At 42.0% G+C, this 15590-nt stretch carries 12 protein-coding genes; 9 read left to right on the forward strand and 3 right to left on the reverse strand.

Going from position 1 to position 15590, the window contains the following annotated elements; all coding sequences use genetic code 11:
- Nucleotides 1–11: 11 nt before the first annotated feature.
- Both gltX and FTV38_RS03980 read right to left on the reverse strand, forming a co-directional pair.
- Nucleotides 12–1520, reverse strand: coding sequence for a glutamate--tRNA ligase (gene gltX, locus FTV38_RS03975; protein ID WP_168378189.1), 1509 nt, complete (start codon nt 1518–1520; stop codon nt 12–14).
- Nucleotides 1521–1689: 169 nt separating this feature from the next.
- Entirely contained in the window at nt 1690–1983 is a 294-nt protein-coding gene (locus FTV38_RS03980; RefSeq protein ID WP_180021495.1) for a hypothetical protein, read from the reverse strand.
- A 381-nt stretch (nt 1984–2364) separates the two neighbouring features.
- On the opposite strand from FTV38_RS03980, the gene FTV38_RS03985 reads away from it, so the two are divergent.
- The 9 genes from FTV38_RS03985 to FTV38_RS04025 all read left to right on the forward strand — a co-directional run bounded on the left by FTV38_RS03985 (nt 2365) and on the right by FTV38_RS04025 (nt 12839).
- Nucleotides 2365–3372 carry a sulfate ABC transporter substrate-binding protein gene (locus FTV38_RS03985; RefSeq protein WP_180021497.1) on the forward strand — a complete coding sequence of 336 codons (1008 nt, stop codon included), beginning with the start codon at nt 2365–2367 and terminating at the stop codon, nt 3370–3372.
- A 247-nt stretch (nt 3373–3619) separates the two neighbouring features.
- Nucleotides 3620–4636, forward strand: a complete 1017-nt coding sequence (locus tag FTV38_RS03990) for a sulfate ABC transporter substrate-binding protein (RefSeq protein WP_180021499.1) — start codon at nt 3620–3622, stop codon at nt 4634–4636.
- A gap of 185 nt (nt 4637–4821) precedes the next feature.
- On the forward strand, nt 4822–5733 hold the full coding sequence (gene rsmH, locus FTV38_RS03995; protein ID WP_180021502.1) for a 16S rRNA (cytosine(1402)-N(4))-methyltransferase RsmH: 912 nt from the start codon (nt 4822–4824) through the stop codon (nt 5731–5733).
- 10 nt (nt 5734–5743) lie between these two features.
- Complete coding sequence (ftsL, locus tag FTV38_RS04000; protein WP_078189390.1) at nt 5744–6076, forward strand: cell division protein FtsL; 333 nt, start codon at nt 5744–5746, stop codon at nt 6074–6076.
- Between the two features lie 12 nt (nt 6077–6088).
- The gene (ftsI, locus tag FTV38_RS04005; RefSeq protein WP_078189389.1) at nt 6089–7915 is read left to right on the forward strand and encodes a penicillin-binding protein PBP3; all 1827 of its coding nucleotides are present in this window, start codon (nt 6089–6091) and stop codon (nt 7913–7915) included.
- Nucleotides 7916–7925: 10 nt separating this feature from the next.
- Nucleotides 7926–9422, forward strand: coding sequence for a UDP-N-acetylmuramoyl-L-alanyl-D-glutamate--2,6-diaminopimelate ligase (locus tag FTV38_RS04010; RefSeq protein WP_180021504.1), 1497 nt, complete (start codon nt 7926–7928; stop codon nt 9420–9422).
- Between the two features lie 9 nt (nt 9423–9431).
- The gene (gene murF / locus FTV38_RS04015; RefSeq protein WP_180021506.1) at nt 9432–10841 is read left to right on the forward strand and encodes a UDP-N-acetylmuramoyl-tripeptide--D-alanyl-D-alanine ligase; all 1410 of its coding nucleotides are present in this window, start codon (nt 9432–9434) and stop codon (nt 10839–10841) included.
- Nucleotides 10841–11959 (forward strand): phospho-N-acetylmuramoyl-pentapeptide-transferase, encoded by a 1119-nt coding sequence (gene mraY, locus FTV38_RS04020; protein WP_078189386.1) that lies wholly within the window; start codon nt 10841–10843, stop codon nt 11957–11959. Before murF ends, mraY begins: the two co-directional genes overlap by 1 nt.
- A gap of 76 nt (nt 11960–12035) precedes the next feature.
- Nucleotides 12036–12839 carry a putative RNA methyltransferase gene (locus FTV38_RS04025; RefSeq protein WP_180021660.1) on the forward strand — a complete coding sequence of 268 codons (804 nt, stop codon included), beginning with the start codon at nt 12036–12038 and terminating at the stop codon, nt 12837–12839.
- Nucleotides 12840–12892: 53 nt separating this feature from the next.
- Here FTV38_RS04025 and ponA read toward each other — a convergent pair whose 3' ends face one another.
- Nucleotides 12893–15433, reverse strand: a complete 2541-nt coding sequence (gene ponA / locus FTV38_RS04030; protein WP_180021508.1) for a penicillin-binding protein PBP1a — start codon at nt 15431–15433, stop codon at nt 12893–12895.
- Nucleotides 15434–15590: the final 157 nt, after the last annotated feature.

The raw sequence follows: 15590 nt of genomic DNA on the forward strand, positions 1-15590 counted from the left end.
TAAAAAATCAATTAAGCTTCATCAACTGCATCATTTTTCGGCAGTTTTAGGCTTTCATTGAGTTTTTCCCATGCTTTTGTTTCTTTTTTACTCGGACCGCCCACAATTTCAAGTGCATGACGTAAGCGAGCAAAGGTTAAATCAGGACCAATGGTTACCATTGATTGCATAACCGGTGTCGAAGATGTCGAACCAGCAATAGCAATAAAGAAGGTTGGCATGAAGTCACGAAGTTTAATGTCCATTTGGTTCGCCAAATCCATAAGCGTTTGGCTGACGGTGTCATTGTTCCAAGTGAACATGCTTTCTAGACGCCAAATGGCAAATTGAAGGCTTTGACGAACTTGTTCTTCAGTCAATTTTTTGCTTTCAAACTGTTCTTTGCTGAGTGTTGGGAATTGGTTGAAATAAAAACCTGCCCAATTCACTGCTTCAGACAATAAATTAATACGCGGTTGAATCGCAGCAGCAATTTCTTCCAAGGTATTACGATCTGATTTCCAAGCCAGTAGGGTATCGAGCAATTGACCCGGTGTTAAACCTTTAATCCATTGACCATTTAACCAGTTCAGCTTTTCAACATCAAAGATCGGACCGCCAAGTGATACACGTTGAATGTCAAAGTGTTCAATCATCTCAGCCAAAGTGAATTTTTCACTTTCATCCGGCATTGACCAGCCCATGCGGCCTAAGTAGTTCAATAATGCTTCTGGTAAAACGCCGATGTCTTTGTAGTAGTTAATTGAGGTTGGGTTTTTACGTTTAGACAGTTTTGATTTATCTGGGTTACGTAACAGCGGCATGTGGCAAAGCACCGGCATGTCCCAACCAAAATATTTGTACAATAATTGGTGTTTAGGCGCAGATGGAATCCATTCTTCGCCACGAATCACGTGAGTGATTTCCATTAAATGGTCATCAACCACGTTTGCCAAGTGATACGTCGGTAAACCATCGGTTTTCAGTAGAATTTGCATGTCGACTTGCGCCCAAGGAATTTCGACTTCACCACGTAGTAAGTCGTTAAATTTACAAATCCCTTCTTCAGGCACTTTCATGCGAATGACATGCGGTTCACCAGCAGCCAAACGCTGTGCAACTTCTTCTGCAGTGTGTTTTAAGCCACGACCGTCATAACGCGGTGATTCACCACGTGCTTGTTGTTCCGCACGCATTTGATCGAGTTCTTCTGCTGTTGCGAAGCAGTAGAATGCATGACCTTTTTCAACCAGTTCCAAAGCATATTGTTTATAAATGTCCATACGTTCAGATTGACGGTATGGCGCATGAGGGCCACCCACATCTGGACCTTCTGACCAGTTCAAACCTAACCAACGCAATGAATCTAAAATCATTTTCTCAGATTCTGGGGTAGAGCGCAGTTGGTCTGTATCTTCAATACGAAGAATAAATTCACCGCCATGTTGCTTCGCAAAACATAAGTTAAACAATGCAATATAAGCAGTCCCAACATGCGGGAAACCAGTAGGAGAAGGTGCGATACGAGTACGAACAGTCATAATCAGCTTTTAATCAGAATGTAAATTGGGATCTATTATAACGAAAAAGCCTGATCACTTAATGCTTAATTCAACATTGAATGATCAGGCATTTTTAAGTATTTTTTAGACGACAGTAGGGGAACTCGTCTAAAACAATAGCTTGGATGACATGAGTATGCTGATGTCGTTATGAGTTGCTACCAGAAAAAATGGCTTGAACAAGACGAGAAAAACTTTGGTTTTGTGATGCAAAGAAACTTTGAGTCGGTGCTGCTTTAATAGACGTAAGTACTTTTAAATTATCGTCTGTACGGCCTTTACCTTCAGATTTTTGCTGATTAATCGCTTTTTCGATCAATGAGGTACGTTCAGCAGGCATCGTAAGTTTGTTATTCGATGCGGTGCTGGTTGCAGCACACAAAGCAGTCTGTGCAGTAACGCTTAAACTTAAGCCTAGGCATAGTGCGTATGAAAATTTCATGTCCAAATCTCCCCCTAGTTTTGGTGATGGAACTTTTTATTTGCAAAATAGTTTTAATATTTAGACTACGATTTAACCATCTTTCGTAATTAAAAAGTAGAACTACGTCACAATTTTTACAAAAAAACTAAAAAAGTCTGTACTAGGATTACCTAAATAGACTGTTTTCTCTAGATTTTCGGATGTTTTAGCAAACAACTATGAAGATAGCATGGAGATCGCTTCTGATTGTTGCTGTATTAGCAGAATTAAAGCTTTAAATACGTTATTTTTAGATATCTTTAAAACAGAAATAGATTTGAATTTATATTATAGATAGCTGATTGTTAAAGTTATTTTTGATTTATATAGTGCTCTCAATATCAATTTGAGTTTGAGCAGATGAAAAAAATAATAGCATCGGGAATTTTCGCTTTGTTGGGTGGGGTGGCGGTACAGGTGTATGCCGTAAAAGATTTCTTAAATGTTTCTTATGACCCAACACGTGAGTTTTATCAGGAATATAACCAAGAATTTGGACAATATTGGAAAAAACGTACAGGACAAGAGATTAATTTTAAACAATCTCACGGTGGCTCTGGCAAACAAGCTCGTGCAGTGGCGACAGGTTTGCAGGCAGATGTCGTGACTTTGGCATTGGCCAATGATATTGATGAAATTGTGGCGACTGGGCAAATCAATAAAAACTGGCAAAAACAATTTCCACATAATTCTGCACCGTATACCTCAACCATCGTATTTTTGGTGCGCAAAGGTAACCCGAAAAAAATTAAAGATTGGAATGACCTGACCAAACCGGGCGTTGAAATTATTACACCAAATCCAAAAACAGGCGGCGCACCGCGTTGGATCTATTTATCAGCATGGGGATATGCTTTAAAACAGCCGGGTGGCAATGACGCCAAAGCCAAAGAATTGGTGAAAAAACTCTATAGCAATGTCAAAGTATTGGATTCTGGCGCACGTGGTTCACTCACGACCTTTGCTGAGCGTGGCATTGGAGATGTCTTACTGTCTTGGGAAAATGAGGCACTGTTAGCGACTCAGGGCCTAGGCAAAGATAAATATGACATTATTTATCCGTCTATTTCGATTTTAGCCGAACCTTCAGTGGCAGTAGTGGATAAAACCGTCGATAAAAATGGTAATCGAAATTTGGCGAAGGGTTATTTGAATTATCTATATTCACCTAAAGGCCAAGAGCTGGCAGGTAAATATTTCTTCCGCCCTCGCGATGCAAAAGCCACAGCAAAATACGCTGCTCAATTTCCGAAAGTTCAAACGTTTACCATTGATAAAGTGTTTGGCGGTTGGGCTAAAGCGCAAAAAACACATTTTGTGAATGGTGCGATTTTTGATCAAATCTATAGTGAAAAGAATAAAGAGTAAGTCTGTAAATAAAGTTGAGTGGTGTAAAACGGATAATTTAGATTATCCGTTTTTTGCATATGTAATGCATAAAAATCTATATATAGGGAATAAGTAGATTGTTTTTGTGTATTTTAATATGAAAAACAAACAATTAAATTCGTAGCCTTAGCTGTATTCAACAAAGCGTCTAAACACGCTGCAATTGCGATTTATGACTTTATTTCATATATTTAGCAGTATTGAATATAACTTTATGCTGGCTGTTATGAAAACTCAATTTAAGGCGTGGCTCAGTGCCGCGTTGCTTGCCACTGGTGTTGCATTTTCAGCGTCTGCTCAGGCCGCTGATCGTGAATTTTTAAATGTTTCTTATGATGCAACGCGTGAATTTTATGACGAATTTAATAAGTCATTTGGTGCATATTGGAAAGAGCGTACCGGTAAAACGGTCGCATTTAAACAATCACATGGTGGTTCAGGCAAACAAGCCCGTTCTGTGGTTGACGGTTTAAAAGGTGATGTCGTGACTTTGGCCTTGGCCAATGACATCGAAGAAATTGTGAAGTCTGGTCAGATTCAGCCGGGTTGGCAAAAAGAGTTTCCACATAACTCAGCGCCATATACGTCAACGATTGTATTCATGGTACGTAAGGGCAACCCGAAACATATTAAAGATTGGTCTGATTTAACCAAACCGGGTGTACAAATTATTACCCCGAACCCGAAAACTGGCGGTCTCCCACGTTGGGTTTACTTGTCAGCTTGGGGTTATGCTTTGAAACAGCCGGGTGGTAATGAAGTGAAAGCCAAAGATTTCGTGGGTAAGATGTACCATAACGTAAAAGTAATGGACTCTGCGGCACGTGCATCGATGACTACATTTGCAGAACGTGGTATTGGTGATGTGTTATTGACTTGGGAAAACGAAGCTTTAGTTACTCAAAAAACTTTGGGTAAAAACAAATTTGATATCGTATATCCATCGATGTCGATTTTGACTGAGCCTTCAGTGGCGATCGTGGACAAAACTGTCGATAAAAATGGTAATAAATGGTTAGCTCAAGGCTATATCAATTATCTTTATTCTCCATTAGGTCAAGAGATGGCGGCTCGTCATTTCTATCGCCCACGTAATGCAGCAGTTTTAGCAAAATATAAATCACAGTTCCCGCCATTAAAAACCTTTACCATCGATGAAGTGTTTGGTGGCTGGGCAAAAGCTCAACAAACACATTTTGTGAATGGTGCGATCTTCGATCAGATCTACAATAACAAGCGCTAATACATCGAAATCTATGATTTGAGATGTTCAAAGACCTCCTTCGGGAGGTTTTTTAATGGATGGCAAAAAATAAAAACGGTTTTCTCTATGGAAAGTAATATTTCTGTACAAAAAGACGTTTGGAGCTTTGCTAAAACAAGGTAATAATGTGCAGTTACATTTTTAGCTGTGTTGAACGAACCCCTATGTCGCATATTTCTGTATTACTTCATGAAACTGTTGATGCTTTACTGGCAGATCGCAATACAGGAATTTTCGTAGATGGCACATTTGGGCGTGGTGGTCATACGCGTTTATTACTGTCTAAATTAGATGAAAATGCACGTGTTTATGCCTTTGATAAAGACCCGCAAGCATTGGCCGTTGCAGCAGAATTAGAACAAGAAGATACGCGTTTTAAAATTATTCACGCCAGTTTTGCCGATTTAAAAGAAGAACTGCGTAGTCGTGGTATCGATTTGGTCGACGGTATTATGGCGGATTTGGGTGTTTCATCTCCGCAGCTAGATCAAGCAGAGCGTGGCTTTAGCTTTATGAAAGATGGCCCACTCGATATGCGTATGGATAACTCACAAGGTCCAACAGCCGCAGAGTGGTTGGTTGATATTGAAGAAGAAGATTTGGCCAATATTATTTTTAAATATGGTGAAGAGCGTTATAGCCGCCGTATTGCCAAAGCAATTAAAGCGGCAGGGTATATTGAAACCACAGCTCAATTGGCTGAAATCGTGAAAGTTGCCCACCCGAAATGGGAAAAAAATAAACATGCAGCAACACGAACTTTCCAAGCAATTCGTATTGCTATTAACAAAGAACTCGACGATATTGATATCTTCTTACCTCAAGCGGTGGATATGCTGAAACCTGAAGGCACTCTTGCAGTGATCAGTTTCCACTCTTTAGAGGATCGTTTAATTAAACAATTTATTCAAAAAGAATCTACACTTGCAGAAGACACAGGCTGGGGTTTACCACAAAAACGCGAAGATACCCGCCGCTTAAAAAAAGTGTCACGAATTAAAGCAAGTGAAGAAGAAGTTAAAGCCAATCCACGATCTCGTAGTGCTTGGCTTCGTGTGGCAGAGCGTTTAGCTTAAAAGGCAAAGAATGAAAACCGAAGCAATCGAAAAAAACTCTGATCAATCGCAGTCGAAGAAAATCATTACATACGGCATTTTATTGCTCTTGGTTTTTGTGAGTGCGATTATGGTGGTCTTTCAAGTCTTTGAATATCGCCAAGATTATCGTCAATTGAGTACCTATATGCGTGAAAGGGATGACCTCAACGCAGAATGGGGACGTTTGCTGATCGAACAACAAACTTTCGGTGCAACAGCCCAAATTGGGACACGTGCAGTTACCCAATTACGCATGTATTCGCCTCCTATTGCACAAACCGTTGTTATTTCATTGCCACAAACTCCAGAACAGAAAAAATAGGCTGCCGGTCACATGGTTGAAAAGAGAAACAAACAAACTCCGCGTAAGAAACAGCAGTCTGTTACTGGTCGTACAGCCATTTCGGTGGAGATGTGGCGCTATCACTTGATGTGGGCGGTGGTTTTACTGTGCTTCATTGCATTGGTGGGGCGGGCTTTTTATGTACAAATCATCAATAAAGACTTTTTACAAAATAAAGCCAATGCCAAAATTTTAAGAACTGAAACCTTAAAAGCCATGCGCGGTGTCATCTATGACCGTCACGGTGTGCCTTTAGCGATTAGTACCCCGATCATGAAAATCGTGATCGATCCACGTGATTATTTTGACAATAAAAAACTCTTTGAAGAAACCACGGCTGAATTGGCTAAAGATCCAAACAACCGGAAGTTAAAACGGCAATTACCTGATAAAAATCTAAGCTTAGATGAACTTGCCGATGCTGTCGGGATGGATCGTGCTGAACTGAAACGCAAAATGAATGAGCGTCCACGTTCACGTTATTTGGTTTTAAAGAAAGAAGTACCGCCGCAACAAGCTGAATTGATCATGAAACGTGACTTTCAGGGCGTATATACTGAGAAAAACTATAAGCGCTACTATCCACAGCCTCAGCCCAACTCACAAATTATTGGCTTAACCAATAGTGAGGGCATGGGTATTGAAGGCTTGGAAATGCAGCTGAATGAACGTCTTTCAGGTGTTGATGGTGCGCAGCAAATTGTCCGTGATAAAAAGGGCAACCGCGTGAAAGACCCTGAGATCGTGAAAGAAGTCGAGTCGGGCGAAAATATCACGCTCAGTATCGATTCACGTTTGCAATACATCATGTATCGTGAGTTGACTGCAGCCGGCGTAGCCAATAACGCACGTTCTGCAACCGCGATTGCCGTGGATGTTAAAACGGGTGAAATTTTGGCGATGACCTCTTGGCCGTCGTACAACCCGAATGATAAAAAAGGTGTCTTAAATAAAGATGCCATGCGTAACCGTGGTGCGATTGACTCCTTTGAGCCAGGTTCAACCATGAAGCCAATGACCGTGGCAATGGCATTGGAAAGCGGTAAATACACGGCAAATACGGTGGTAAATACTACACCGGGTTCTATGCGTGTAGGGAATCATACTATCCGAGATACGCATAACTATGGCCCTCTGACTTTGGGCGGCATTATTCAAAAATCGTCTAACGTCGGTGTGGCAAAAATCGCTTTATCTCTCCCTTATGAAACATTACCAACGTTCTATCAACGTCTTGGCTTTGGTCAACGCTCAGCGGTGAAATTCCCCGGTGAAAGTGCTGGTCTGATTTTGCCGAAGAGTAAATGGAATGTGTCTGAAGTAGCGACCATGGCTTATGGTTATGGTTTGAACGCTACAGTACTCCAACTGGCAGATGCTTATGCCATGATTGCCAACAAGGGCGTCAAAATGCCACTGAGCTTGTACAAGCTTGAGGAAAAGCCGAAAGGTGAGCAGATGGTTGACCCTAAAATTGCTGATCAAGTGCTTTTAATGATGGAAGCGGTGACCTTACCGGGTGGTACGGCACGTCAAGCCAATATTCCGGGTTATCGCGTGGCGGGTAAAACTGGTACAGCACATAAATTACGTGCAGACCGTAAAGGTTATTCGACTTCAGAATATCGTGCACTCTTTGCTGGTGTCGCACCAGTGAGTGATCCACGTTTGGCCATGATTGTTGTGGTGGAAAACCCAACAGGTCAGTATTACGGTGGTCTGGTGGCTGCACCCGTTTTTGCTCGTGTAATGCAAGAATCTTTACGTTTAATGAACGTACCTTTAGATAAACCTTTAGACACTCCTAAGATCCAGTAATAGGTGATGAATGAAAATTACGTTTCAAGATCTATACACCGTTGAACAGCCCGCTGAATGGATGTCGCAATCCTTTCAAGGCTTCAATCTGGATAGTCGCAAAGTTACAGCAGGGCAAATATTTATTGCCCTGACTTCGTTTTCGCAACCTGAAAAAACAGCACAATTTGCATGTACAGCGTTAGAAAATGGTGCGTTGGCAGTTATTTCCGAAACTGATTTGGGCTTGGATCAAAGTGTCGTAATCGCTGATGTGCGTCAATTGATGGGGCAGTGGCAAAAGCAATATTTACAGGCGACTCAACCGGTTCAAGCTGCACGAATTTTGGCAGTGACGGGTACCAATGGTAAAACCACGATCTCACGCTTAATCGCTGAATTACTCATGCTGCAAGGCAAAAAATGTGCAGTGATGGGAACTACCGGGAACGGAATTTTACCGAATTTAGAAGCCTCTTCTCACACCACTTTAGATGCGTTGCATATGCAAAATGCGTTGCATACCTATGCACTTGAAGAAGCAGAGTTTGCTGCCATTGAGGCAAGTTCGCATGGATTAGAACAAGGTCGATTAAATGGGTGTGCTATTGAAATTGCCGCTTATAGCAATTTAAGTCGTGACCATTTGGATTATCATAAAACCCTTGAAGCCTATGCTGAAGCGAAATCACGTTTATTTCAGTTTCCATCGCTCAAAGTTGCAGTCATCAATCTCGATGATGAACATGCCGAAGTGATGATGAATGCTGCACGTCAAAATCCGGCTCAGCCTAAAATTTTGACTTATTCAACGCGTCAGGCTGCGGATTATCAAGTGACCGATATTCAATACAGCTTAACGGGCGCACAATTTAAATTGCGTACTGCTCAAGCTGAATTTGTGGTGCAAAGTCCATTATTGGGGCACTTCAATATTGAAAATATTGTGGCCAGCTTAATTTCAGCGGAGCAAGCAGGTTTTGATTTATCTGCCTTGATCGCAACTGCGCCCGAATTAAAAGGTGCACCGGGCCGTATGCAAGTGATCCGTGATGATGAACGCTTGTTTGTAGTGGATTATGCACATACACCAGATGCCTTGATTCAAGTGTTACAGACCTTAAAACGTCATGTATCGCAACAGTTATGGGCAGTGTTCGGTTGTGGCGGTGATCGTGACCGTGGTAAACGTCCATTGATGACTCAAGCGGCATTAAACCATGCAGATGTTGCGTTGATTACCTCAGATAATCCACGTACTGAAAACCCAGAACAAATTTTTGCAGATATGAAGGCTGGTATTGATTTCACTGGAAAAACTGTCCATGAAATCCATGACCGCCGTGAAGCGATTAAATTCGCAGTCAACCATGCGCAAGCGGGTGATATTGTGGTGATTGCTGGTAAAGGCCATGAAAACTATCAAGAAATTGATGGTGTTCGACATTGGTTTGATGATGTGGTGGAAGTGAAATCAGCGATTGATTCACAGCATCACAACACTGACTCGGCTTATCCAGCGCAATAGGAAACAGATATGCATACTTCAACGACCAGTACGGTTCCGTTAGAACCTTGGACTGCCGAACAGTTGGTTCAAGCGACACAAGGTCACTGGCATAATAATCAAGCGCCGACAGGTCCTGTGAAACGAATTTTGACCGATTCACGTCATGCAGAGCAAGGTGACGTTTTTCTTGCCCTGAAAGGTGAACGCTTTGATGCGCATGACTTCCTTGCTCAAGTGGCTGAAAAGGGTTGTGAAATTGCCATTGTCAGTCATCCGGTCGATGTGGATATTTGTCAGTTGGTGGTTGCAGATACACGTATGGCGCTTGGGCATTTGGGTGCATTTCGTCGTGCCCAAAACCCAGCTTTAAAAGTAATTGCCTTGACAGGAAGCAGTGGTAAAACTACGACCAAAGAGATGCTCGGGAGTATCCTTTCTCGTCTTGCACCAACATTAATTACGCGCGGTAATTTAAATAATGACCTTGGCGTACCGATGATGTTACTTGAGTTGCGTCCAGAACATCAGTATGCCGTGATGGAGCTTGGTGCCAGTCATAAGGGTGAAATTGATTACACCTCAAATTTGGTACAGCCTCAGGTTGCCGGTATTTTAAATATTGGTACTGCTCATATGGGTGAATTTGGTGGGCGTGATGGCATTTGTCGTGCCAAGTCTGAAATTTATGCACATATAGCGAAAACAGGAACTTCGATTGTGCCTGCGGCAGATGATTTTACAGATGCCATTCGTCAAGCTGTGCAAACTGAACAATTAATGAGTTTTGGTCAGGGTGGGGATGTCTTTGCGACTGAGACGGAGCTTCAGGCTCAATCTTCACGATTTATCTTAAATACGCCACAAGGTTCGCGTCCTGTTCAACTGCCATTTGCGGGTGAGCATAATGTGCAAAATGCAACTGCTGCCGCAGCTTTTGCGTTGTCGATTGGCGTGAGTTTAGATGACATCGTTGTGGGTCTTGAACATGCAACAGGTGCCAAAGGTCGTCTAAATTTTATTCAACATAAAGATTATTTGTTTATTGATGATACTTACAATGCAAATCCAACCTCAATGCGTGCTGCTGCTGATGTACTTGCACAGCAAGATGGCATCAAAGTCATGGTCATTGGGGATATTGGTGAGTTAGGTTCATCTGCTGCACAGCAGCACTACATGTTGGGACGTGACCTTGTTTCACACGCCGGTCTTCAATTTGTCGTTGCTGTCGGTGAGTTTTCACCAGCCGTACAAGAAGGCGCGCGCAGTACCCAATATGGTAAAAAATTACAGGCCTTTCTATCTCAAGAACAGGCCTTACCGTTATTAATTAGTCTAGTCAAAACACATCAGCCTCAGTCCATGAGTTTCCTGTTTAAAGGTTCTCGTTATACCCACATGGAAACTTTGATGGCTGAATTGATGGAGAAACTTTAATGCTGTTATGGTTATTTGAGCAGCTTGCGGGTTATCACAGCTCGTTTCAGGTTGTTCGTTATTTAACGCTTCGTTCGCTACTCAGTGTCTTAACGGCATTGGCCATTGGTCTGTTGCTTGGACCTGTGATGATCCGCAAATTGCAAGCTCTCAAATATGGTCAGGCAGTCAGTTCATTTGCACCTGAAAATCATGCCAAAAAAATGGGCACACCGACTATGGGCGGTGTGTTGATTTTACTGTCTATTGGGATTTCAACCTTACTTTGGGCCGATCTTTCAAACCCTTATGTATGGATTGTACTTGGCGTTATGGTGATCTTTGGTGCTGTTGGCTGGGCCGATGACTGGATTAAAATCCGTTATAAAGATAATGCCGGTCTACCTGCGAAGAAGAAATTCTTTTGGACTTCTGTGGCATCGTTAGGCGCCGGTATTGCGCTCTATGTGATTGCGACACAGCAAGCAAACCCAGTACATACCTCAAATATGTTGGATCTGCTGATTCCATTCTTTAAAGAAATTAGCATTCCATTGTCTATTATTCCACTCGGTATTGGCTTTATTGTCTTTACTTATTTGGTGATTAACGGCGCATCTAATGCTGTGAACTTAACCGATGGTTTAGATGGCCTAGCAATTATGCCAATCGTTCTGGTTGCCGCAGGTTTAGGTGTATTTGCTTATCTGGCTGGTGATGTTCGTTTTGCCGATTATTTACATATCCCTTATGTGAAATACGCATCTGAACTTGTCGTGATCTGTGCGGCAATGATCGGTGCTGGTTTGGCATTCTTATGGTTTAACGCACATCCTGCTCAAGTGTTTATGGGTGATGTCGGTGCCTTATCTCTAGGTGCGATGCTCGGTACGATTGCAGTCATGGTTCGTCAAGAAATCGTTTTTGCCATTATGGGCGGTGTTTTCGTGGTTGAAGCTATTTCTGTCTTCTTGCAAATTGGCTCGCTGCGTATGCGGAATAAGCGCGTATTCTTAATGGCACCGCTGCACCATCATTATGAGAAAAAGGGATGGCGTGAAACGCAGGTGGTGATTCGTTTCTGGATTATTACAATTATGCTGGTAGTTTTAGGTCTAATGACTTTAAAATTACGTTAAGCAAATAAATAAACGAAACCGGCATTTGCTCCCACAGATGCCGGTTTTTTTATTTCAAAATCTAGTGGAGTAAATGATGAACCTGTTGATGTGTCCTGTATGCCGTGAAGCATTGAAACTCACAGAGCGGACATGGCGCTGTGAAAATAATCATAGCTATGATGTTGCAAAACAAGGCTATGTCAATTTACATGTGGTTCAGCATAAACACAGTAAAAACCCGGGTGATACGCCTGAATCTGTACAGGCGCGTCGAGCATTTTTAAGTGCAGGTCACTATGCACCTTTGCAACAGGCAGTAGTGGCTTTGATTCAAAAATTAAGGGTTGAAAACTTGTTGGATATTGGCTGTGGTGAAGGCTATTACACCAATGCGATGCAAGCTGAAGTATTACAGTGTGTGGGTGTCGATATCGCTAAAAATGCAGTACAAGTGGCCGCTAAACTGAATAAAGAGGTGACTTGGGTGGTTGGGACAGGGGCAACCTTACCTGTATTAGATCATTCGATTGACTTGTGTACGAGTTTATTTAGTCCTATTCCTCAAGAAGAAATCCTTCGTGTGTTAAAGCCTGAAGGGCACTTGATGGTGGTCACACCTGCGCCAGAGCATCTTTATGCAATGCGTGAAGCCCTGTTTGAAGAAGTAAAACTACATGAACCGCATAAATTTGTGGAACAACTGGCGAATGATTTTGAATTGGAAAGTGAACAAGTGGTTCAAGCGAAAATGTCACTTTCTCAGCAGGATCTCAAAAACTTAATTGCAATGACGCCTTATGCCTATAAAGTGAAAGCTGAGCGTCGAGAAGCTCTAGAAAAAAATGAACAATTTGAGTTGCAAGCGCAGTATCAAATTTATCTCTTTAAAAAGAAATAATGCATTGGAAGTGATAAAAAAGCCCTCGTTTGAGGGCTTTTTTTATGCAGTATTTACTGAACTTGATCGATGAGATGATCAAGTGCGTCAGTTTTATGCTCTGTACTTTGTGGTTTAGGCTGCATTGGTGGTGGCGCAGTTCGAGTAGGTGCAAGATTGGTTTCAGTAGACCCAGGAAGGTCGTCAAAATCATTTTGCGAAGCCTGAGGCTTCGGTGCAACAGGAGCAGGACGATACAGCGGTTGAGCCATTGGTGGCGTTGCTGCACGATCTTGTTCAGGTTGACCTTGAGTCGCTTTAGCCGAATTACGGTTGATTGGATTCTTGGCATGGGTGTCTAAACGCACCCAAGCTTCAGGTGTGCCTTTAAGTGATTTCGCCATAAAATCTGACCAAATAGGCAATGCTGCAACACCACCATATTCACGGCGACCTAAAGTAGAGGGTTGGTCAAAACCGACCCAAGCCACAGTGACCAATTTTCCATTAAATCCAGCAAACCACGCGTCTTTTGCATCATTGGTTGTACCGGTTTTACCACCTAAATCACCGCGACCAATTTTTAATGCCGCACGACCTGTACCGTGTTGGATCACGTCACGTAAGATGTTCGCCATATCAAAGGCCGAACTCGACTTCAAAATCCGCTGAGCTTGTTTATAGTTTGCTGCTTCAGTATCGGAAATTTTTGATTCAGCGGGCTTGTTATCCTGATTGGTGACTTCAATCACTTCATCATCCGGCGTGGTCGGATCTGCAGATTCAACTTCGTCCTTTTGATTGATGCATTGAATACATGCATATTCAGGATTGGCTTGATAAATCACTTTGCCATAAGCATCTTCAATACGGCTAATAAAGTGCGGTTGAATGCGATATCCACCATTGGCAAAAGTCGCATAACCTGTCGCCATTTGAATCGGTAACACTTGTGGGGTACCTAAAGCAATGGTGTAGTTACGTGGAATTTGGTTTTCTTGTAAGCCAAAATCCATAAATAATTGACGAGTACGTTCAATCCCGACAACTTGTAATAAACGAACAGAGACCGTGTTACGTGATAAATAGAGGGCGCGGCGTAGAGGAATCATCCCCAAATAGCGACCGTCAGAGTTTTTAGGCGTCCACTTGCCAATGGTAATTGGATTATCATTGACCATGGAGTACGGTGTCATACCACGTTCAAGTGCTAAAGCATAAACAAAAGGTTTAATAGTTGAACCCGGCTGACGCCAACCTTGTAGAGCACGGTTAAATTTAGATTGATAAAAATTATAACCACCGACAATGGCTTCAATACCACCATTGTTAGGATTAAGTGCAATCAATTGACCTTGTGCTTTTGGAATTTGCACTAAAGCCCATGAGCTTTTATCCGCATTCGGACGTAGGCGAATAATATCTTTAACTTTTACAATTTGTGAGGCTTTGCTTGGCGCATTGCCTACACTATTGGCATTGCGATAGGGGCGTGCCCAAGACAGACCTGACCATGGAACTGTCACACTACTGCCGTCTTGCATCAACACTTCGATACTAGTGTTGTTGACTTTAGTCACTTCGGCAGGATAGGTGTTGGCATATGGAATAAAGTTTTTTAACGGCTCATCATGTGCTTCTGAACCACGCCAACCATGTCGTCTATCGTAAGCTTCGAGACCTTCTTGTACAGCCTGCTCAGCATAGGCTTGGCGTTGGCTGTTGATGGTGGTGTAGACTTTATAGCCTGAATCAGTCGCCTGTTCACCAAACTTTTCGACTAATTCTGAGCGAACCATTTCGCCTACATAGGGAAATTTATTGCTGACCCCACGGTCAGGCATATCGAGATTAATTGGTTCAGCAATCGCTTTTTGATATTCAGATTGATTGATATAACCCAATTGCAACATACGTCCTAAAATCCAATTACGACGTTCTAAAGCACGTTTTGGGTTGGCTACAGGATTATATTTTGATGGTGCTTTGGGTAAGCCTGAAATCATTGCCATTTGAGCCAAACTCAAATCTTGCAAGCTCTTGTTATAATAAATTTTTGCAGCTGCAGCGATCCCGTAAGCATTTTTGCCCAAAAAGATTTTGTTGACATACAGCGTTAAAATTTCTTCTTTGCTTAGATTCTGTTCAATTTTTCGAGCAAGGAAAACTTCAGTCAGTTTACGTTTTAAAGTACGTTCTGGAGTCAGATAATAGTTTTTTGCAACCTGCATGGTAATGGTTGAACCACCCGTTTGCACATCTGAACCCGTAATACTTTCACTGACAGCACGTCCCAATCCTTTGAAACTAATTCCGCTGTGCTCAAAAAACGAAGAATCTTCCGCAGCTAAAAAGCCATGAATGAAATGAGACGGGATTTGGTCGTACTCTACAGGGACCGAAAGTTTGCCACCATATTCTGCAATCAGCTCATTATCAGCACTATAAACCTGTAATGGTTTTAATAATGGAGCCTTTTTTAAGATGGACATTTCAGGCAAAGACGGGGCAATATAGAGATACATGCCATAGAAACCCATTGGAATTGCGACCAAAATAATAATAATGGCCAAAAAAAATGGATGAACAAGGCCTGAACAAGATAGCTTTTTCATAACAAGTAAGTTTTAATAAGAGCTAATGGCAAACTAATTGGTGGTCAGTATATCCTTTCGATATACGGATTGTTAGATGAGTTATTGTATCTGTATAAAATTATAGACCAATGCTAATTAGTGGGTTAATTTTTTTGGGGATAAAAAAATAATAGGA

Origin of the sequence: Acinetobacter sp. YH16044, from assembly GCF_013417145.1 — a bacterium.
Classification (GTDB): Bacteria; Pseudomonadota; Gammaproteobacteria; order Pseudomonadales; family Moraxellaceae; genus Acinetobacter; species Acinetobacter amyesii.